The 19,822-nt window shown below is 63.0% G+C and carries 15 protein-coding genes; 10 read left to right on the forward strand and 5 right to left on the reverse strand.

What is annotated here, in order from left to right; all coding sequences use genetic code 11:
- The first annotated feature begins 12 nt into the window (after positions 1 to 12).
- The 3 genes from RQX22_RS00960 (at position 13) to RQX22_RS00970 (ending at position 6,145) form a co-directional block, all read left to right on the forward strand.
- On the forward strand, positions 13 to 939 hold the full coding sequence (locus tag RQX22_RS00960) for a lysozyme inhibitor LprI family protein (protein ID WP_315722816.1): 927 nt from the start codon (positions 13 to 15) through the stop codon (positions 937 to 939).
- Between the two features lie 103 nt (positions 940 to 1,042).
- Positions 1,043 to 4,516, forward strand: coding sequence for a DNA polymerase III subunit alpha (gene dnaE / locus RQX22_RS00965; protein ID WP_315722818.1), 3,474 nt, complete (start codon positions 1,043 to 1,045; stop codon positions 4,514 to 4,516).
- A gap of 24 nt (positions 4,517 to 4,540) precedes the next feature.
- Positions 4,541 to 6,145, forward strand: a complete 1,605-nt coding sequence (locus tag RQX22_RS00970; protein WP_315722820.1) for a long-chain fatty acid--CoA ligase — start codon at positions 4,541 to 4,543, stop codon at positions 6,143 to 6,145.
- 69 nt (positions 6,146 to 6,214) lie between these two features.
- On the opposite strand, the gene RQX22_RS00975 is transcribed toward RQX22_RS00970, so the two are convergent.
- The 3 genes from RQX22_RS00975 to RQX22_RS00985 are packed head-to-tail and all read right to left on the reverse strand — an operon-like array spanning position 6,215 to position 9,841.
- Positions 6,215 to 7,288 carry a PA0069 family radical SAM protein gene (locus RQX22_RS00975; protein WP_315722822.1) on the reverse strand — a complete coding sequence of 358 codons (1,074 nt, stop codon included), beginning with the start codon at positions 7,286 to 7,288 and terminating at the stop codon, positions 6,215 to 6,217.
- Between the two features lie 58 nt (positions 7,289 to 7,346).
- The gene (locus RQX22_RS00980) at positions 7,347 to 9,095 is read right to left on the reverse strand and encodes a lytic transglycosylase domain-containing protein (RefSeq protein WP_315722824.1); all 1,749 of its coding nucleotides are present in this window, start codon (positions 9,093 to 9,095) and stop codon (positions 7,347 to 7,349) included.
- Positions 9,092 to 9,841, reverse strand: coding sequence for a uracil-DNA glycosylase (locus RQX22_RS00985; protein ID WP_315722825.1), 750 nt, complete (start codon positions 9,839 to 9,841; stop codon positions 9,092 to 9,094). Before RQX22_RS00985 ends, RQX22_RS00980 begins: the two co-directional genes overlap by 4 nt.
- 128 nt (positions 9,842 to 9,969) lie before the next feature.
- Here RQX22_RS00985 and RQX22_RS00990 point away from each other — a divergent pair, with 128 nt between their 5' ends.
- From RQX22_RS00990 to RQX22_RS01020, 7 genes are all read left to right on the forward strand, one after another.
- A complete protein-coding gene (locus RQX22_RS00990; protein ID WP_315722827.1) occupies positions 9,970 to 11,619 on the forward strand; it encodes an electron transfer flavoprotein-ubiquinone oxidoreductase in 1,650 nt (549 codons plus the stop codon).
- A 13-nt stretch (positions 11,620 to 11,632) separates the two neighbouring features.
- On the forward strand, positions 11,633 to 13,288 hold the full coding sequence (locus RQX22_RS00995; RefSeq protein ID WP_315722829.1) for a tetratricopeptide repeat protein: 1,656 nt from the start codon (positions 11,633 to 11,635) through the stop codon (positions 13,286 to 13,288).
- A complete protein-coding gene (locus tag RQX22_RS01000) occupies positions 13,288 to 14,112 on the forward strand; it encodes a 4-(cytidine 5'-diphospho)-2-C-methyl-D-erythritol kinase (protein WP_315723502.1) in 825 nt (274 codons plus the stop codon). Before RQX22_RS00995 ends, RQX22_RS01000 begins: the two co-directional genes overlap by 1 nt.
- A 255-nt stretch (positions 14,113 to 14,367) precedes the next feature.
- Positions 14,368 to 15,117, forward strand: coding sequence for an enoyl-CoA hydratase/isomerase family protein (locus RQX22_RS01005; protein WP_315722831.1), 750 nt, complete (start codon positions 14,368 to 14,370; stop codon positions 15,115 to 15,117).
- A gap of 45 nt (positions 15,118 to 15,162) precedes the next feature.
- Positions 15,163 to 15,531: a hypothetical protein gene (locus RQX22_RS01010; RefSeq protein ID WP_315722833.1), complete on the forward strand. Its 369-nt coding sequence runs from the start codon at positions 15,163 to 15,165 to the stop codon at positions 15,529 to 15,531.
- Entirely contained in the window at positions 15,528 to 16,916 is a 1,389-nt protein-coding gene (locus RQX22_RS01015) for an NAD(P)H-hydrate dehydratase (RefSeq protein WP_315722835.1), read from the forward strand. Before RQX22_RS01010 ends, RQX22_RS01015 begins: the two co-directional genes overlap by 4 nt.
- Positions 16,907 to 18,109, forward strand: coding sequence for a class I SAM-dependent RNA methyltransferase (locus RQX22_RS01020; RefSeq protein ID WP_315722836.1), 1,203 nt, complete (start codon positions 16,907 to 16,909; stop codon positions 18,107 to 18,109). The genes RQX22_RS01015 and RQX22_RS01020 overlap by 10 nt, the downstream gene beginning before the upstream one ends.
- Before the next feature lie 11 nt (positions 18,110 to 18,120).
- Here the strand turns inward: RQX22_RS01020 and RQX22_RS01025 are convergent, their stop codons facing one another.
- Positions 18,121 to 18,558: an MAPEG family protein gene (locus tag RQX22_RS01025; RefSeq protein ID WP_315722838.1), complete on the reverse strand. Its 438-nt coding sequence runs from the start codon at positions 18,556 to 18,558 to the stop codon at positions 18,121 to 18,123.
- A 123-nt stretch (positions 18,559 to 18,681) separates the two neighbouring features.
- Positions 18,682 to 19,734 (reverse strand): 1,9-bis(guanidino)-5-aza-nonane synthase, encoded by a 1,053-nt coding sequence (locus RQX22_RS01030; RefSeq protein WP_315722840.1) that lies wholly within the window; start codon positions 19,732 to 19,734, stop codon positions 18,682 to 18,684.
- Between the last annotated feature and the right edge of the window lie 88 nt (positions 19,735 to 19,822).

Genomic DNA, 19,822 nt, shown 5'->3' on the forward strand with positions numbered 1-19,822 from the left:
ATAAGGGACGGAATGAATCTCAAGGCTCTCGATCGCAGGACGGTCGCTGCGATCCTCGCGGCGGTTCTGGCAATCGCCCTCGCGGTCGGCTTCGGCCTCAGCATGCGCGACGATATTGCGGGGACGACAGACCAAACCGGCCGATCCGAACCCAAGCAGACGATCAAGGATGCCTGCGCGTCCAGCACTACCCTTCGGGGCCTGAAACAGCTCGTCTTCGCACAAGCTGGGGATTTGCGGACGCTGGAGCGGGTCAATTTCGACATCCTGGCCGCCGGTGCAATTGTCCGGATGGAGGATCCGGTGGCGCGGGGTCACGATGCGTCGCTCGATCTCACCCGCTGCAGCGGCCGCTTCATCCTGGAACTGCCGCCGGGCGCCGAAGTCGCCTTCAACGGCGACCGCCGGCTCGTTGCCGACGTGATCTACGAGGTCCAGGCCGCAGCCGACGGGAGCGGCCCAGTCTACAGAATGAACGGTGCGGAAAATATCGTTTCGCGCCTTGCCGCGTTCGACATGGAGGGCCACCGTCTGCACGAGCCGGCTGCTTCGGCGGCCGACGATCCTCTTATCGACGCGGAAGCCTTGCCGCCGGTCACGCCGGAACCGGTGCCGACATTCCCACCGCCGGACGTGGACACCGACTCGCCGCGACCGCCGCCGACCCTGGCCGATCCCAGCTTCGATTGCCGCTATGCACGCACCCGCGGCGAGCTGCTCGTCTGCGGGAGCGACAGGCTTGCGGCGCTCGATCGGACGATGGCCGAACTCTATGGATCGGCCATGGACGATGCCGACAACGCCACGCGCCGACGGTTGGTTCGCACCCGTGACGCCTTCCTGGATTATCGAGACCGCTGCCGCGACACCGCCTGCGTCGCGTCGGCCTATCAAGGCCGGATGCGTGAAATCAGGGACATCATGACCGGCGCTTATTAGCGCTTCCCGTGCAGCTTCGGGAAAAAGCTGCGAAGCCGACTAAGCTGTGGAAAACCATAAGCAGCATGTTTCCTTTGGGCCTGCCACTGCCCATAGTGGCTCCATGACTGCCCCTTATGTCCCGCTGCGTCTTTTCTCCTGCTACACGATGCTGGAGGGCGCGATGGAGCCCAAGGCCATCGCCAAACAAGCCAGGAAACTCGATTTCCCCGCAGTCGCCCTTACCGACCGCAACGGCCTTTACGCGGCCATGCCCTTCACCGATGCCTGCAAGGGCGAAGGCGTTCAACCGATCGTCGGCACTTTGCTGGCGGTCGCGCGGCCTTGTCCCGCTTCGGGCGATGCCAAGACGCGGCTCGATTGGCTCGCGCTCTACGCCCAGAACGACATCGGCTATGCCAATCTGTGCGCTTTGGTTTCCGCGGCCCATCTCGATCGCCCAGTCGAAGAGCTTGCCCATGTTGGCTTCGACACCCTCGAGGGACGTACGGACGGCCTGGTCGCACTCACCGGGGCCGGGGAGGGGGCTGTCGCCCGCTTGCTCGCCGAAGGTCAAGATGACGCAGCGAAGGACGTGCTGGGGCGGCTCCAGCACCTGTTCCCGGGCCGCCTCTATGTCGAGCTCAGCCGACGTGGCGATACGATCGAGCAGCAGGCCGAAAGTGCGCTTATCGATCTTGCTTATGCGCGAGACCTGCCCTTAGTCGCCACGAATCCGGCGAGCTTCGCCGAAGCGCATTTCCATCCGGCCCACGATGCGTTGCTCTGCATCGCCCAATCCAGCCAGATCGATCGCGACGATCGCACCCGATCCTCGCCCGAAGCTTGGATGAAGCCGGCAGCGGACATGCGTCAAATCTTCCATGACATTCCCGAGGCGATCGACAACACGTCCGTCGTTGCTCGCCGCTGTGCATTCGGCGCGCCCAAGCGCAAGCCGATCCTGCCCAGCATTGCCGGCGATTTCGAGGCGGAGGCCGAGCAGCTGCGCGCGGACGCCCGCGCCGGCCTTGCGGCGAGAATCACGGGAATCGTCGCTGATCACGAACGCGAAATCTATGTCGCTCGGCTGGAATATGAGATCGAGATCATCATCAGCATGGGTTTTCCCGCTTATTTTCTGATCGTCGCGGATTTCATCAAATGGGCAAAGGAGAACGGAATCCCGGTGGGACCGGGCCGCGGTTCCGGCGCAGGGTCGGTGGTTGCCTGGGCGCTCACCATCACCGACCTCGATCCCATCAAGCTCGGTTTGCTGTTCGAACGTTTCCTCAATCCCGAACGCGTGTCGATGCCCGACTTCGACATCGACTTTTGCGAAACCCGGCGCGGCGAGGTCATACGCTACGTCCAGAACCGCTATGGCTCGGACAAGGTCGCGCAGATCATCACGTTCGGAAAGCTGAAGGCGCGGGCCGTCCTGAAGGATACCGGACGGGTGCTGCAAATGCCTTATGGCCAGGTCGATCGGCTCGCCAAGGCAATCCCCAATCATCCGACCGACCCGTGGACGCTCGAACGGGCGCTGAACGGCGTCAGCGAGCTTGCAGCCGAATATAAGAATGATGCCGACGTCCGCCGGCTGTTCGATCTTGCCATGAAGCTGGAAGGTCTGCCCCGCCACGCCTCCACCCACGCCGCCGGCGTGGTGATCGGCGACCGGCGGCTCGACAAGTTGGTGCCGCTCTACCGCGACCCGCGATCGGACATGCCGGTCACGCAATTCGACATGAAATATGTCGAAGCAGCCGGATTGGTGAAATTCGACTTTCTGGGCCTCAAGACGCTCTCGGTGCTGCAAAAGGCGATCCAGATGCTCGCCAAGCGTGAGGTGCACGTCGATCTCGATCGGCTCGCCTGGGATGACGAACGGGTCTATAAGCTGCTCCAGCGCGGCGAAACGGTCGGTGTGTTCCAGCTCGAATCGGAAGGCATGCGGCGCACGCTCGCGGCGGTGAAGCCGACCAGCTTCGAAGACATTATCGCACTCGTGTCGCTGTACCGACCCGGCCCGATGGACAATATTCCGACGTTCGGGGCCCGCAAGAATGGCCGGGAGCCGATCGTCTATCCCCATCCGATGCTCGAGGATGTGCTGAAGGAGACTTACGGCATCTTCGTCTATCAGGAGCAGGTCATGGAGGCAGCCAGAGTCCTGGCGGGCTACAGCCTCGGCGAGGCCGATCTGCTCCGCCGCGCGATGGGCAAGAAAATCAAATCGGAGATGGACGCGCAACGCGAACGCTTCGTCACGGGTTGCGCCGTCAATGCCATCGATCGGCCCAAGGCAAACGAGTTGTTCGACTTGATCGACAAATTCGCCGGCTATGGGTTCAACAAGAGCCACGCCGCTGCCTACGCTCTGGTCGCCTATCAGACGGCTTGGCTGAAGGCGCATCACCCAGTCGAATTCTATGCCGCCTCGATGTGCTTCGACATGGCGCAAACCGACAAGCTCGGCATCTTCGTCGATGACATGCGGCGGCTCGGCATCACCTGCCTGCCGCCGTCGATCAATGCGAGCGAGGCGGAATTCTCGGTCGAACCGCTGGAGGACGGCCTTGCCGCACGCTACGCGCTCGGGGCGCTCAAGGGCGTCGGCGAGAAAGCGATGGAGAGGTTGGTCGAGGAGAGGCAGGCAAATGGGCCGTTCACGACTCTCGACGATTTCGCGTCACGGGTCGATCCGCAGTTGCTGAACCGTCGCCAGATCGAAAGCCTCGCGGCCGGCGGCGCCTTCGACGATATTTCACCGAATCGGGCTGCCGTCCATGGCGCGGCGGAGACAATTCTCGCTGTAGCGTCGAGCGCTGCGGCCTCGCGGGTAAGCGGCCAGCATGGGCTGTTCGGCGAGGGGGCCTCCAATGTCGTTCCCATACGGCTGCAGGCCGACGGCAATTGGTCGCTTGCCCAGGCCATGGCAGGGGAAAAGGAGGCGTTCGGCTTCTATTTCTCGGCGCACCCCGTCGACCGTTACCGCCATCTCGCCGACGCTCATGGCGCGCGCAGCTTTGCCGCGCTCGGGGCCTTGCCGGCGCCCGCCGAAGGCGGGCGCTCCGCCTCGGTAATGGCGGCCCTCGTCGAGGAGGTGCGCTGGCGAACCTCTGCCCGCGGCCGTCGCTACCTGCTTGCCACGATGTCTGACGCTTCCGGACAGTTCGTGGCCACCATCTTCGACGATACGGTGGCCGCTCAAATCGAGGATGCGGCAAAAGCCGGCGCCTGCGCCCTCTTCAATGTGGAACTGGACCGGCGCCCCGGCGAAGAAGCGCCGCGCGTGACCATTCGCAGCCTGCAGACATTCGACAGCCTCTCCCGCCGATCCCGGCTCCAACTTGAGGTGGAAGTGGCGGATGAACAGGCGATCCGTCATCTCGCCGAAGCCGTTGCCGGTGACCGCGGCGGCAATGGCCAGCTCCGCCTCAAGGCGAGATTGCCCAATGGGTTTGTCGATCTGATCCTCGGCCGCGATTTCCAGCTCGACGCCGAAATGGCGGCCCGCATCGAGCATCTGAACGGAGTGAACGCCGTCAGCCTCTCGGTCGCCGACCCGCCCCGGCTTGCGCTTGTCTCCTAGCCCCCATAGTCAATTCGGCGAATAATGGTGGGGACGCTTATGCTTGGCGCGATGCAATATTGGCCGCTCAGGGTGACACGGCTGCTCGACTATGCCGAGCGCGAGCATGGCGAACGCGAGATAGTTTCATTCTGGGCGGATGGTTCCACGACGCGAACCGACTGGGGGGGCATCGCGCGTGATTCGCGCAAGCTGGCCCGGGCGCTCGAACGGCTGGGGATGAAGAAGGGCGACCGCGTCGCCACCTTGGCAATGAACCACAGCCGCCATCTGGTTTGCTGGTACGGCACCATCGGGATGGGCGGCATCGTTCACACCGTCAATCCACGGCTGTTCGAGGAGCAGCTCGTTTATATCATGAACCATGCCGAAGACCGGGTCCTCTTCTACGATTCCTCTTTCCGCTCGCTCGTGGAGAAGCTCAGACCAAAGCTTCCAACTATCGAACATTTCATCTGCTTCGATCCCGCCGAGGGAGAGGGTTTCGAAACCCTGATCGCGGACGAGGAGGATGTCTATAACTGGGTCGATGGCGACGAACGCGAGCCCTGCATGCTATGTTATACCAGCGGCACCACCGGCAATCCCAAAGGTGTGCTCTACGAGCATCGATCGTCCATCCTGCACGCGCTCGCCGGCCTCCAAACGGACGTATTCGGCCTTTCGCGACGAGCGATCGTCCTCCCTATCGTGCCGATGTTCCACGCAGCCGCCTGGGGGCTTCCGTTCGCGGCACCGATCGCCGGATGCAAGGTCGTTTTCACCGCCGATTACACGCCAGAAGTCATCCACAAGCTGCTCCTCCAGGAGGGCGTGACCCATACCGCGGCAGTGCCCACCGTCTGGCTCGGATTGATGCGCCATGTCGACGAAATTAAGGGAGATTTCGGCAAACTCCAGCTTCTCGTCATCGGCGGCGCTGCGGCGCCGCGCGCGATGATCGACTATTTCATGAAGCGCGGCATCCGCGTCTGCCATGCTTGGGGCATGACGGAAATGTCGCCGATCGGCACGACCGGTGCCTTGCCGCATGACTGGGACGAGCTCGATTACGAACAGCAGCTCGACCTGATCTGCAGGCAGGGACGGATTCCGTTCGATGTCGAACTTCGCATCGTCGATGATGACGGCCAATTGCTACCGCGCGACGGCAAGGCGTCCGGCCGGCTGCAGACGCGGGGACCGTGGATCGTCGAGCGCTACTTCAAGGAAGATGAGAAGGCGACGGACGAGGAAGGATGGTTCGACACGGGCGACGTCGCCATCCTTCATCCCGACGGCACGCTTCAGATCACCGACCGATCGAAGGATGTGATCAAATCAGGCGGCGAATGGATTAGTTCTATCGATCTCGAAAATGCGGCCGTCGGTTGCGAGGGCGTGGCGGAGGCGGCCGCCATCGGCATTCATCACCCGAAATGGGACGAAAGGCCGCTGCTGCTGGTCGTAAAGGCAGGAGGCAGCGAAGTGACCGCCGACGAAATTCGCCGCCATCTTGAAGCTCACGTCGCCAAATGGTGGCTTCCGGACGAGATAATTTTCGTGGACAGCCTGCCGCACACGGCAACCGGCAAACTCCTCAAGACCGCGCTTCGCCAGCAATATCGGGATTATCGATTTGATTCCTAGATATTTTAAGCGGGTCTGATCCTCGTCATAGGGGGAAGCGAGAGGCGCCTCCACCTCGGACGATCAGGTCTATAATAGCTGCATCTGCGGTCCACTCGGCGGCCTGAACAGATCCGTCCTGAGCCTGTTTCGTCCCATGTTCAGTCCATGCTTCTTCACCGCAATCTGGAACCGCGTCGCAAGCAGGTCCGCCCAAGGTCCGAATCCCTGCATCCGCGTAAAGAAATTGGGATCATTGTCCCGGCCCCCGCGCAAGGAACGAATGATGTTCATCACCTTGTCCGCACGATCGGGGAAATGCTCGTCGAGCCAGGCGCGGAAGAGCGGCGCGACTTCGTAAGGAAGCCTGACAGGGAGATAGAAGACATTCCTCGCGCCGGCTTCCGCAGCAGCTTCGACTATGTGCTCAAGTTCGTAATCGGTAATCCCCGGAACGACTGGGGCTATGGCGACGCTGGTTGGTATGCCTGCAGCGACCAGGGCTTCCACCGCCGCAAGGCGCTTGCGCGGCGACGGCGCCCTCGGCTCCAGCGTCCGCGAAATTCGAGATGTCAGCGAGGTCACCGACAGGGCAACGCCCACCAGTTCCTGTTCCGCCATCGGACCGAGCAGATCGATATCGCGCACGACCCGATCCGATTTCGTGGTGATCATCAACGGATGGCGGGTTTCCGCAAGGACTTCGACAATCGACCGCATGATCCGCCATTTGCCTTCGATCGGCTGATACGGATCCGTATTGGTCCCGATCGCTATAGGAGCGACGCGATAGCTTCTTTTGCCGAGCTCCGTCCTGAGAAGGGCAGCGGCTTCGGGCTTTGCGAACAATTTCGATTCGAAGTCGAGGCCCGGAGACAGATCGTGAAAGGCATGGGTGGGGCGGGCGAAACAATAGATACAGCCATGCTCGCAGCCGCGATAGGGATTGATCGACCGATCGAAGCCGATGTCCGGAGAACTATTCCTGGCAATGATCGTCCGCGGTCGCTCCACGGCTACCGTCGTACGAAGATGCGTGGCTCCATCATGCGCGTCGCGCGCATCGAGCCAGTCACCGTCGGCTTCACGTCCGGCGAGATTGAATCGGTTCGGCGTCCGGTTGTCCGGCGCGCCGCGGCCGGGTCGGGAATCGGGGCGGCTCACCCCGTATGCGTGAACCCTCGTTTAGAACAAATCAAGAACTTCTGGAAAAACCCCGTAGTCAGTCCACGCCCAGGGCGAACGAACGATCGGGTTGGAAGCGGACCGCGCTCGCGCCAGGTAGGCCCGGGAATCGGGGCCACATACCCTGCGCCAGGGCAATCCGGCTGGAAGAGCCCTTTCCGGCTTCCTCCTCATAGATCCAATAGTTGCGCAGCACGATCGGCACATAGCCTCGCGTTTCCCAATAAGGGATCGACTCGATGTAGAGCAGTGGGTCACCCCGATCCATCCGCCTGCTGTTCCATTCGGCGATCGGCGCTGGGCCTGCATTATAAGCGGCGATGACCTTGGGCAGGAGGCCGCCCGTGCCGCCATTGTCGCGCAGATATTCGAGATAGGATTGACCGAATTCCATATTGACGGCCGGATCGTTGAGCTGCCGCCGTTCGAACGGCTCACCACGACTGCGAGCAATGTCGCCAGCCGTGCCCGGCAGAACCTGCATCAGGCCCTGCGCGCCGGCGGGGCTGATCACGTCGGTGCGAAAGTTCGATTCCTGCAGGGCATGGGCGAAGACCAGGCTGTTATCCACCCGCCAGCCTCGCAACGGACGCCAATCCGGGCGAGGATAACGGGCGGCGAAATTCACGTCAGCCCCTCGCGGCGCATGGTGAGCCAGCCAGAATTGGGTAGACGCGAGGTTGAGATCACAGGCGAGGTGAAGCAGCTTGTCATGATCGCCGGCGCCGCCGATCCGTGCCTGATGCTTGATATAGTCTGAGGCAAGCCCGGATTCTCCGATCTCCACCAATGCGATCGCTGCCTTCACATTGGGCTTGCTGGCGATCGAACGCCATTCCGCGTCCCGATAATCGTGAAGACCGGTAAAGTTCGGCGCTCTTATTCCGAGCGCGCTGGCTGCGAGCAGGCCGTAAAAGGTCTCCTTGGCGCGCGCCGCAGCCCGGAGCCTGGCCTGAACCCGTTCGGGCCGGCCGCACATCATATCGGCGCGTGCCGCCCAATAATTGGCACCTGCCGCGAGTTCGACGTCGCTGGCGCGCGACGCGACGGTAGCAAAGGCATTCGACGCGGCCTCGCAGTCGCTCATCCGCCAGGACGCGAGCCCTGCCACCCATGCGCCGTGCACGGCCCATTCGCCGGTTCCGCTTCTGGCCTGTTCCGACAACCGCCGGGCCGAAACATCGTCGCCGATCAGATAATAAGACCAGCCGATCCGTTGCTGGAACTGCGTCCGCGCCTCGCTCGAAAGATCGACTTCGCGGGCGAGGAACAATGCTTCAGCCTCGGAAGGACGATCGTCGACGATGAGCGGCTGCACCAAGGCTTCGACCTCTGCCGCGAGCCGATCGCCCTTGATCGTCTCCGCACGTCCGCGACGCGGTTGGCCGCCTTGCCAGACCAATTTCTGTTCGGTCGGAAGGTCGGGAAGCGAGACTGCACCGCGTGTCGCAGCGAGGCGCGCGAGCTGCGCCGCTTCGGGCAGGTCCGGCCCCTTGGCGAGCAGCGCCATCAGCGGATCCAACTCCACGCGCGGAGAACCGGCCGCGAGGTAAAGCTGGGCGCGGGCCACCGCATGCAGCGGTCCATCCCGCATCGCATCCAGCTTGGCGGCTGCGCCGGGCCAGTCCCTGGTCCGGATCGCCGCGAAGATTTCGCGATAGGAATTCCGTTCGGAAGCGCTCAATTCCGACGGCCGGCCGTCACGCGGCGCACCTGCGTCCGCCAGCAAGGGCGCCGACGGCAGCGCGAGCGCGGCTGCGAGGAGAAGGGTGCGGAACCTGATCATCGTGTCACCTCGTGGATCAGCAACTGCAGATCGGCCCAGGCATAGGCTTTCGCTGCGGGCTGGCTCAGCAAATAGTTGGGCGCAATGGTTACCAAAGTCTTAACCGGGCCGGCATGAGTGGGAATGTCGTGCCAGCGCCCGCGCGCCTCCGCCATGCCCAGCCCAAGCAGCGCCCGCGAGCAGGCATCGCCCAAGAGCAAGACGGCCTTGGGCGCGACCAAGCCGAGATGGTGGCGGGCAAGCGCCGCGCACTGCTGGGCGGAGGCCGAAGTCAGTCGCCCGTCGGGTGAACGGAGGCAGGACAATGCGGCAAGATAGATGGTTTCACGCGTCCGACCGATCGCCGCGAGCATGCGGTCGAACAGCCGTCCGGCCTCCCCCGAGATCAATATTCCATCCGCGCAATCCTCGCTGCTTGGCATGTCCGTCAGGATCATGAGGCCGGATCCGGGATCACCGGACGGGCATATGCGTGGCGCCGAGGGCGCGGCAAAGCTCAACCGTTCGCTGCTGGCCAGATAGGCATGAAAGAGATCGAGCTGACCCGGTAGCTGATCGTCGGGCTCGGAAACGGGTTCCTCGGCCACAGCTTTCGAGACTTTGCGCGCTGGGTCGGGACGTTCGGCTTTTGGGCGCAGCCAGTCGCGCGGCGTCTCATCGACGAAAGTATCGACGCCTGCTTCGGCCCACCATTGCAGGGCGCTTAGCGCCGCTGCAGGGGACAAGGTATCACTTCCCCGCTCCACTCATACCCTTGAGTCACCCGAGCCCGGGCTGGTCAACCGCGAACTTGCCGCTTATCTGCCAAGCGTTTGCTGCTTGCGACAATAGGAGTTCAAGGGTCCGAAGCAGCGCCGAATGGAGCGTGAAATCAATGAACAGGGAGTCGATGGCTTATGACGTGGTGATCGTCGGTGCGGGCCCGGCGGGCCTAGCGGCGAGCATCCGTTTCAAGCAGCTTGCAGCGGAGGCAGGCCGCGACCTTTCCGTCTGCATTCTCGAGAAGGGAAGCGAAGTCGGGGCTCATATCCTGTCCGGCGCAGTGGTGGATCCGCGTGCTCTCGACGAGCTGCTCCCGGACTGGAAGAATATGGACAGCCCGCTCACCGTGCCTGTGCGGGAAAATCACCACTGGGTTCTCACTGCCCGCAAGAAATATTCGATGCCGCATCTGATGATGCCGTCCTTCATGAGCAACAAGGGCACCTACACGGTGAGCCTCGGCAATCTCTGCCGCTGGTTGGCGGGTCAGGCCGAAGCGCTCGGAGTCGAGATTTTTCCCGGCTTCGCGGCCGCGGAAGTGCTGTTCAACGAGGATGGTTCGGTGAAAGGCGTTGCCACCGGCGACCTGGGCGTCGCCCGCGACGGCTCCCATAAGCCGGACTATCAGCCCGGCATGGAGCTGCACGGCCGCTACACTTTCTTCGCCGAAGGGGCGAGGGGACATCTGACCAAGGAATTGAAGCGGATCTTCGCGCTGGAGCGCGACAGCGAACCTCAGGTCTATGGCATCGGCCTGAAGGAATTGTGGGACATCGACCCGGAAAGACATGTTCCGGGCCGGGTCATCCATACCCAAGGCTGGCCTCTGGACGACAATGCCTGGGGCGGAGGTTTCCTATACCACCAGGATGCAGGGCAGGTCGCCTTGGGCTTCGTCGTCGCGCTCAATTACAGCAACCCCCACCTCTCGCCCTTCGAGGAGTTCCAGCGCTGGAAGCAGCATCCGGAGATCAAGGCGATCCTGCAGGGCGGCCGGCGGGTCAGTTATGGCGCGCGCGCCATCAACGAAGGAGGCTACCAGGCCATACCCAAGCTCGCTTTCCCGGGCGGGGCACTGATCGGTTGCTCGGCCGGCTTCGTCAACGTGCCGCGCATCAAGGGCAGCCACACGGCGATGAAATCGGGAATGCTCGCGGCGGAGGCCGCTTTCGAGGCCATCTCAGCCGACCGCTCCGGGGACGCCCTGGATAGCTATGACAGCGCGCTTCACGAAAGCTGGATTGCGGACGAGCTCAAGATGGTTCGCAATGTCGAGCCTCTGGTCGCACGGTTCGGCGGGACGCTCGGAACGATATTGGCCGGGGTGGAAATGTGGATGCGGACGCTGAAGATCGGACTGCCCTTCACGATGCAGCATCATCGCGACAATGAAACCTTGTGGCGCAAGGACATGGTGCGCCCGATCGACTATCCTAAACCGGATGGCGTCATCAGCTTCGATCGTCTGTCCTCGGTCTACCTCTCGAACACCAACCATGAGGAAGATCAGCCCATTCATCTCACGCTCAAGGACGCCGATATACCAATCACGGTCAATCTCGCGCTTTATGACGCGCCCGAGCAGCGATACTGCCCGGCGGGCGTTTACGAGATCGTGGGGGCGGAGGATGGCGATCCGAGGCTGCAGATCAATGCCCAGAATTGCGTCCACTGCAAGACGTGCGACATCAAGGACCCCACCCAGAACATCAACTGGGTGGTCCCAGAAGGCGGAGGAGGCCCGAATTATCCCAATATGTGAGCGACCTTCACCAATGATCTGGGCATTAGGCATTTTCGCTGGTGCCATGGTCGTGCCTGCCGTGGCGGCGCATGCATCCGTCGAAGACAGCGAGGTTCTCGCTGCATATGTCCAGGCCCGTGCCGCCGACGCCTCTGGTGCCCTTGGCCAAAGCGCGCGACTTCACGGAGCGGCGCTTGCTCTGGATCCCAACAACAAGATCCTCGCCGCACGCACCCTTCGCCAGGCTATCGCCGCGGGCGATCGTCCGCTCGCCGTCCAGGCCGCCCGTATCCTGGACAAAGCCGGTGAGCTCGCCCCCGATGGCCGCATGCTGGTCATGGCCGAGGCGCTACGGAGGAAGCAATGGAAGGAAGCCGGGCTGCAAATCGACGGCATCGAGGAGGACGAAGTCTTTTCCTTCCTCACACCCTTGCTCCGGGGTTGGCTCGCCTTCGGCGCGCGCAAGGGCGATCCTCTCGCATTCCTGAACCAGGCGTCCACCAACGCTCTTGCTGATGCCTATGCCGCCGAGCACCGGCCCCTTCTGCTGCTGGCCCGCGGCAAGAAAGAAGGCGTGGCGGAGCTCGCCAAGGCGGCAAGCGACGACCGGGCACATTCTCAACGGCTTCGCATCGCCGGCGCCGCAATTCTCGCCGACGAGGGCGACCGCAAAGCCGCATTGACATTGCTCGAAGGGGATTTACCCCCGATCGCAATTGCCCGTGAGCAGCTTGTGGCCGGCAAGAAGCTGAAAGGGGCCATCGACACCGCCCAGGCCGGCGTTGCCCAGCTCCTCGTCCGGCTTGCAGTCGATCTCAACGCGCAAAATGCGGGCCAGCTGGCGCTCAGCTTCGCACGGGTGGCGACCTTTCTGGCGCCGGAAAACAGCGAGACCTGGCTGGTGACGAGCGAGTTGCTGGCCGCGCAGGACCAGCATGAGGCGGGACTTGCCGCCATCGCCAACATCACCGCCGACGATCCCTTCGCCAGCACCGCTGCGGATACCAAGCTGAAACTGCTCATCGCTGCCGGACGTCAGGAGGAAGCGCTCTCGCAGGCCGAGGCGGCGGTGGCGCAACCAGACGCCGATGCCGATGATTGGGCGCGCCTCGGCGATCTGCATGTCAGGATGGAGCGTCCCGAGGATGGGGCCGAGGCTTATGGCGAGGCCATCGCCCGCGCCGATTCCGCCGTCCCGGGTTCGACGCCGAAATGGGCCTTGTGGCTGATGCGCGGCAGCGCTCTGATCGAGGCAGATCATTGGCCGGAAGCCAAGACCGCGCTCCAAACCGCTTACAAGCTCGGCCCGCAGGAAGCCCAGGTACTGAATTATCTCGGCTATTCGCAGCTCGAGCGCCGCGAAAATATGGAAGAGGCCGAGAGGCTGATCCGCGAGGCAAGCCGGCTTCAGCCCAATGACGCGGCGATCACGGATTCGCTCGGCTGGGCTTATTATCTGCGTGGTAATCTGATCGACGCGATCAAGACGTTGGAGAAAGCCGTCCAGGGACAGCCGGCCGACGTCACCATCAACGAGCATCTCGGCGACGCTTATTACAGCGCCGGTCGCCGCATCGACGCGCGCTACGCCTGGAACGCAGCTTTGGTCTATGCCGACGAAGAGGCGGCCGTACGGCTCCGCGCAAAGATCGAAAAGGGGCTCAAACCGGAGCTTGTTTCGCCCTGATCGAGGAGCCCGCTTTTGCCAAGATCAACCTCGCTTTGCATGTCCGGAGTCGTGAGGATGATGGCTATCACCGCATCGAGACACTGTTCGCCTTCGCCGAAGAGGGGGACCGGCTGCACGCGGAACCAGCCGATACCCTGACGCTCGCGCTTTGCGGTCCCTTTGCCGGCCAGCTTGGCGAAGAGAATCTGGTCCTTCGCGCTGCCCATGCCGTTCGGCGGGCCTATGACATCGGCTCTGGCGCCGCCCTGACGCTGGAAAAGAATCTCCCCGTGGCCTCAGGCATTGGCGGCGGATCGGCCGATGCGGCCGCAGCGCTTCGGTTGCTTCCGCGTTTGTGGGGGGTGGAAGCTTCGCAGGACGATATGACGCAGATTGCGCGCGCATTGGGTTCGGACGTTCCTGCCTGCCTGCACAGCCATATGGTTCGCGGCGAGGGAAGGGGAGATATCCTTTCCTCGCAGGACGGCTCAGGCCTCTCGGGAATGCCGTTGCTGCTGGTCAACCCGGGCGTGGCTCTTGCCACTTCCGACGTGTTCCGAGCCTGGGACGGTTTAGATCGCGGTCCGATGCCCGCCGCCGCGCCGCTCGTGACGGCCCTCGACGGCCGCAACGATCTCGAAGCCCCGGCAGTCGGGCTCGTCCCCCTGATCGGCCGGGTCCTCGACATGCTTCACGGCACGAGCGCCGTCCTGAGCCGCATGTCGGGATCCGGTGCGACCTGTTTCGCTCTGTTCGAAAGGGAGGAGGAACGTGATCGGGCCCGTGACCTTATTCAGGTCCAATCGCCCGGCTGGTGGCAGCTCGCCACCCGTCTCAGGTGAACCGCCGGTCCCGCAACGGGACGGTGTTTTCAGTACATTAACCATCGGAGGCCGCCGACTATCGTTGTGGCATGATCCTTGCTCAATTTCCTGCGGACGAGTCGAAGCATGTTTGGCATGCGGACATTCGCTCATGGTCCTCGTTCCGTTGGCTCGGACGAGCGCCATATTCCTCGTGGGGTCGGCCGCCTGTTGGCGGCCGGCCCCTTTTTCGCGGGACAAAGGTCGCCCGGATTGGCATCTAAGAGCCAGATCATGTTCCATCTCAGCATCGACAGCGGGCTCGCCCACCTCCGCCTCAATCGCCCGGAAGCCCGCAACGCCATCGCCATCTCCCAATGGTCCTCGCTGTCCACCGCCCTGGACAAGGCAGAGCGGAGCGGGGCAAGAATCCTCGTCGTCGCTGGCGATGACAACGCCTTCTGCGCAGGCGCGGACCTCTCCGATTTCGAATTATTGCGCGACGATGCCGAGGAGAGGACAAGATTCCGCCTGGCAATGAGGGAGGCTTTGGCACGGCTGCGCAGCATTCCGATCCCGACCATCGCCGTGATCGACGGCGCTTGCTTCGGGGCGGGAGTGGCACTTGCCATGGCCTGCGACTTCAGGATCGCGGCGACGACGGCGACCTTTGGGCTGCCTCCGGCAAAACTTGGTCTTTCCTATCCGCAGGAGGATGTTCGGGCCCTTGTTTCACTGGTCGGGCCAGGACAGGCGGCCCGATTGCTGTTCGAAGGCGCGACCATAGACGGAGCGGAAGCGGAGAGGATCGGGCTTGTCGAGCAACTGACAGGTTCGAACCTCGCCGAGACGGCGGCGGCGTTTGCCGCACGCATTCTTGCCAATAGCAGTATTAGCCTTGCAGCGCTGAAGCGCGGCATCCGGCTTGCCGCCGACGGGGCGGCGGCGGACGATATCCAGGACCAGCTTTTCGAATCCGCATTCGCCTCGGAGGATCTCGCCGAAAGACTGTCCCGCCGAAAGAAGCCTTCCGAGCAAGGCTGAGCGGCACGCTTGCCTGCGGCAAGCCAATCGACCAGAAGCGGGTCCATGAAAAGCTGGCTTTTCCCCACCGCCACCGCGCTCCTGCTTGCATCCTGCGGCAATCCCGATTCAGGCCGGGAAGAGGCCTTTGCCTCGGCTGCGGAGGATTCCGACCGAATCGCGTGCGCTGTGGAGGGATCCGCCGTTTTCGAGCGGCGCTGCACCGTCGAACGGATCCAGGGCGTCGACGGTCTTACGCTGACTTTGCGGGCGCCGAGCGGTGGTTTTCGCCGTCTTTTGGTAACCGATGACGGCCGCGGCGTGATTGCCGCCGACGGCGCCGATCCGGCTATAATATCCGTCCGCGGCGACAATCAGATCGAAGTCGCGATCGCCGGCGACCGCTACCAGCTTCCTGCCACCGTAAAAAAATGATCCCGCGGCCGATCCTTACCGCCGATCAAATGCGTGCGGCGGAGGCCAAGGCAGTCGCGGCAGGAACGCCCGTCGAGACATTGATGGAAAGGGCCGGCGCCGCGGCCGCGACGGCCATCCGTCTGCATGCCGGGACGATGCCCTGCCTCATTTTGTGCGGTCCCGGCAACAATGGCGGCGACGGCTATGTCATCGCCCGCAAGTTGCAGGAATGGGGCATGGACGTCCGTGTCGCTGCTGTGGGTGAACCGCAAAGCGCCGCTGCTGCCAGTGCGAAAGCGGCCTGGACCGGCGCAGTCGACCCTATCTCGAATGCCAAACATGCCCCTTTGTGGATCGACGCATTGTTCGGCACCGGGCTCCGCCGGCCTCTCGACGAGACGATCGTGGGCCCGTTCCTGAAGCTCGCAAGCGAGGCAAGGGTCAGGATTGCCATCGATCTCCCCAGCGGCGTCGCCACCGATACCGGACAGATCCTTTCCACGGTGCCTTCTTTCCACCTCACAATCACGTTCGGCAGTCTCAAGCCTTCTCATTTATTGATGCCCGCCGCGCAGCAGATGGGCCGGCTCGTCGTCGCCGATATCGGCGTCGAGGCGCTAAGCAGCGTTCACGAAATCGGGCGGCCATCGATGGATTCCCCATCCCCACTCGAACACAAATATAGGCGCGGATATGCCGCGATCCTGGCTGGTGACATGCCCGGGGCAGCCGCGCTCAGTGCCGCTGCGGCGCTCCACGCGGGCGCTGGCTATGTCCGGCTGATCGGCGAGGCGGCGGGGGCTTTCCTGCCCAATGCGGTCGTCCGCACACCAGGCGACCCGGTCGAGGTTCTCGCCGATCCGCGGATCGGCGCGGTCGCTGTGGGCCCCGGGCTGGGGCGTGGAGAAAGGGCGCGGCACCTCCTAGACGCCGCTTTGGCGAGCAATCGGCCGCTAGTGCTCGACGCCGATGCCCTCTCGATCCTTGCCGAAGGCAAATTGAGCCGACTTTGCAAAGCCACGCATCGATCGATCCTCACGCCGCACGCCGGCGAATATGCGAAACTATTCCCCGACCATGAAGGCAGTAAGCTGGACCAGGCGCTGCGAGCAGCGCGGGAAACCGGGTGCGTTATCGTCTATAAGGGGGCCGACACGGTGGTCGCCTGTCCGGATGGCCGTGCGGCGATCGCCCACGCGGCACCGGCCTGGTTGGCGAGTGCAGGCACCGGTGACGTCCTGACCGGCATCATCGCCGCGCTCCGTTCCACCACTACCTCCCCGTTCGGAGCCGCTTGTGCGGGCGTCTGGCTGCATGGGCGGGCGGCGGAGCTCGCCGGCCCTGCGTTGATCGCAGACGATCTGATCGACCAACTCCCCGCCGCCATCGCCGAATGCCTGTGAACGACGACGACGAAGTCATCCGTCTCGCCGCGCGAGGAGACGGAGTCACCGCGAAGGGGCGTTTCGCCCCGTTGACGGCCCCCGGAGACCGGATCGCATCCGACGGCACGATCATCGCCGGGCCGCATCGGCAAGTGCCGCCGTGCCGGCATTTCCCGCTATGTGGCGGTTGCCAGCTCCAGCACGTCGATGACGGAACATATGGCGCCTTCCTCATCGATCGCATCGTTTCGGCCCTATCTGCGCAGGCCGTGCCGCTGCCAACAATCCTCCCACCCAACCTGTCCCCGCCCAACAGCCGAAGGCGCGCCTCGCTGCGCGCGACACGCAAAGGGAAGGCCGTGTTCCTCGGTTTCAATGCCGAGGCGAGTCATGACATCGTCGACATGCGAGAATGCCATATATTGCGCCCGGAATTGTTCGCGCTGATGACGCCGCTCCGCACGTTGCTGAGCAAGATCTTGCCGCAGCGCGGTGCTGGCGGCGTACGCATGACCCTTGTCGACCAGGGCGTCGACGTAATGCTGGAAGGTGTGAGCGCCGATAGCCTCGAAGCGACGACCTGGCTGAGCGATTTCGCCGCCCGGCATCGGCTTGCCCGCCTTTCGATCGACGACGGCTATGGCGCCCAGCCCAGGTGGGAGCCGGATCCGGTCACGGTCGCTATCGATGGGGTCCCGGTGCCATTTCCGGAAGGTGCTTTCCTCCAGGCGACAGCGGAAGGAGAAGCAGCGCTGGTGGCGGCAGTCCGCGAGGCAATCGGAGATGCACGGATCGTCGTCGATCTCTTCGCCGGCCTCGGCACGTTCGCCTTGTCGCTCCCGGGGCGGATATTGGCGGCCGAAGGTGCCCGCGACGCCGTGCTTTCGCTCAAGAGCGCTGCCAATCGTGCGCAGCGACAGATCGTGGTCGACCACCGCGACCTGTTCCGTCGCCCCTTCGAAGCCGATGAACTCAGCCGATTCGAAGCGGTGGTGATCGATCCGCCGCGAGCCGGCGCTCGGGAACAAGCCGCTCAGCTTGCTCTCTCAAACGTCGCGAAGGTCGCCTCCGTATCGTGCAACCCGGCCACATTCGCCCGGGACGCCAAGATCCTTGTAGAGGGCGGCTATCGGTTGGAATGGGTGAAGCCGATCGGCCAGTTTCGCTGGTCGACCCATGTCGAACTGGTCGGCTTCTTCGCCCGGCGCTGAGCCTCGGGCCGTCAGTGACGAAGCAGAAAAATCCCCGCATGAATGGTCAGGCTGAGCAGGCATAGCGACGCGGCGGTGAAAAGGATGAAGCGCGTGCGGACGATGTTGCTCGTCGCCTGCACGAGGCTGTGGGCGATGCGGAAAGCCACATATAGCCAGGCCAGAATCAGGTTGATGCCACCGCCGAAGTCCATCAGCGCAAGAGCCAGCGCGACGGCATAGAATAAGGTCGGCTGCTCCATCAAGTGATTGTAATTATGTGCCTTCCACTGTGCCTGATCGTCGATCACGCCGTCCAGCGCACCGCCCCGGCCGCCGACGCGTCCTTTGAGCGCGATCCCCTTGCGCTTCATGGCCGGGAAGCGAACGGAATACATCCAGATCATCATGACCAGCGACCAGGCCGCCAGGGCAACGACCGGGGCGAGTATCGGACTATGGCTGTTCATGGCTGGCGCCCCCCTTCTTAAAGGAAAAGAGTGCGCCAGAATGAGGCCAGGTTCAACTCTCCCGCATCAACACCATGAACCTGATTCATGCTTCAGATCGATTCAATCCGAAGCGATCATGATCTAATCGAACATCTTCGCGAAGGCGCGCTTGGCGCGGCCCTGCCAATGACCGCGATGATAAGCGTCGGAGGCCAGAAGCGGCAAAACGCTGGTCGCTTCGGCGAACACCATCTGTTCCATCGCAGTGGAAACCTTGCCCCAGCTCGCGGCTTCCTGGAGCGTCGACGAGGAGCAGGCACCATCGCGGACGTCGGCAACGGTGATCTGGACCGCATATTTGTGGACCTCGACATCCTCATGACCGAGGATCTCGGCGCACACGACCGTATCCTGAATGAAATTCTTCGGCACGCCGCCGCCGATCATAAGCAGACCGGTCGTTCCCGCCGCGATCTTGATGTCGGTCAGTTCGCGGAAATCGGCGATCGAATCCATCGTCATATAGGCCTGGCCCGCCTTCATGCGATCGACCTGATGCTTGACGAGACCGAAGCCGGCCGAGCTGTCGGTGAAGGCTGGGCAGAAGATCGGAACGTCATGCTCGTAGGCAAGCTTGACCAGACTGTTCTCCTTCTTGCCGTTGGCGACCAGCCACTTGCCCATTTCGCGAATGAACGCCCGCGACGAATAAGGGCGCGGTTCAAGGCCGTTGGCGATCTCGGCGATCGTGTGGTCCGTCTCCTGCAGGCTCTCTTCGTCGATATAGGTGTCGTAGATCCTGTCGATGTATAGCGAGCGGAGCGTGTCGTCGTCGGGTATCTCCAGGGCCTGGTAATGTTTGTGGCCAAGCGCTTCGAAGAAATCCATGTCGACGATGGTCGCGCCCGTGGCAACGATGCCGTCCACCATGTTGTTGCGCACCAGCTCCGCATAAAGGTCCATGCAGCCGCCGGCCGAGGTCGAACCGGCAACGACCAGGAAGATCGCGCAGTCGGGATCGGCGAGCATCTGGTTATAGATTTCCGCGGCCCGGCCAAGATCGCGGCTGGTGAAGCTCATCTTCTTCATGGCATCGACGATCGGGCGGGCATCGAAGCTCTTGATATCGATATGCTCGACCACGCTGGAAAGCAGTTCCGCCTTACGGGTATCGTTGCGGGGCGCGTCGTTCATCACACTTCCTTTTCGTATATGCAGAATGTCGCCGGTCACAGCCGGTCACGAGACACAAATAGCCTAAACGCGGGACGGAACCGAGACT

Origin of the sequence: Sphingosinicella rhizophila (assembly GCF_032378825.1) — a bacterium.
GTDB lineage: Bacteria > Pseudomonadota > Alphaproteobacteria > Sphingomonadales > Sphingomonadaceae > Allosphingosinicella > Allosphingosinicella rhizophila.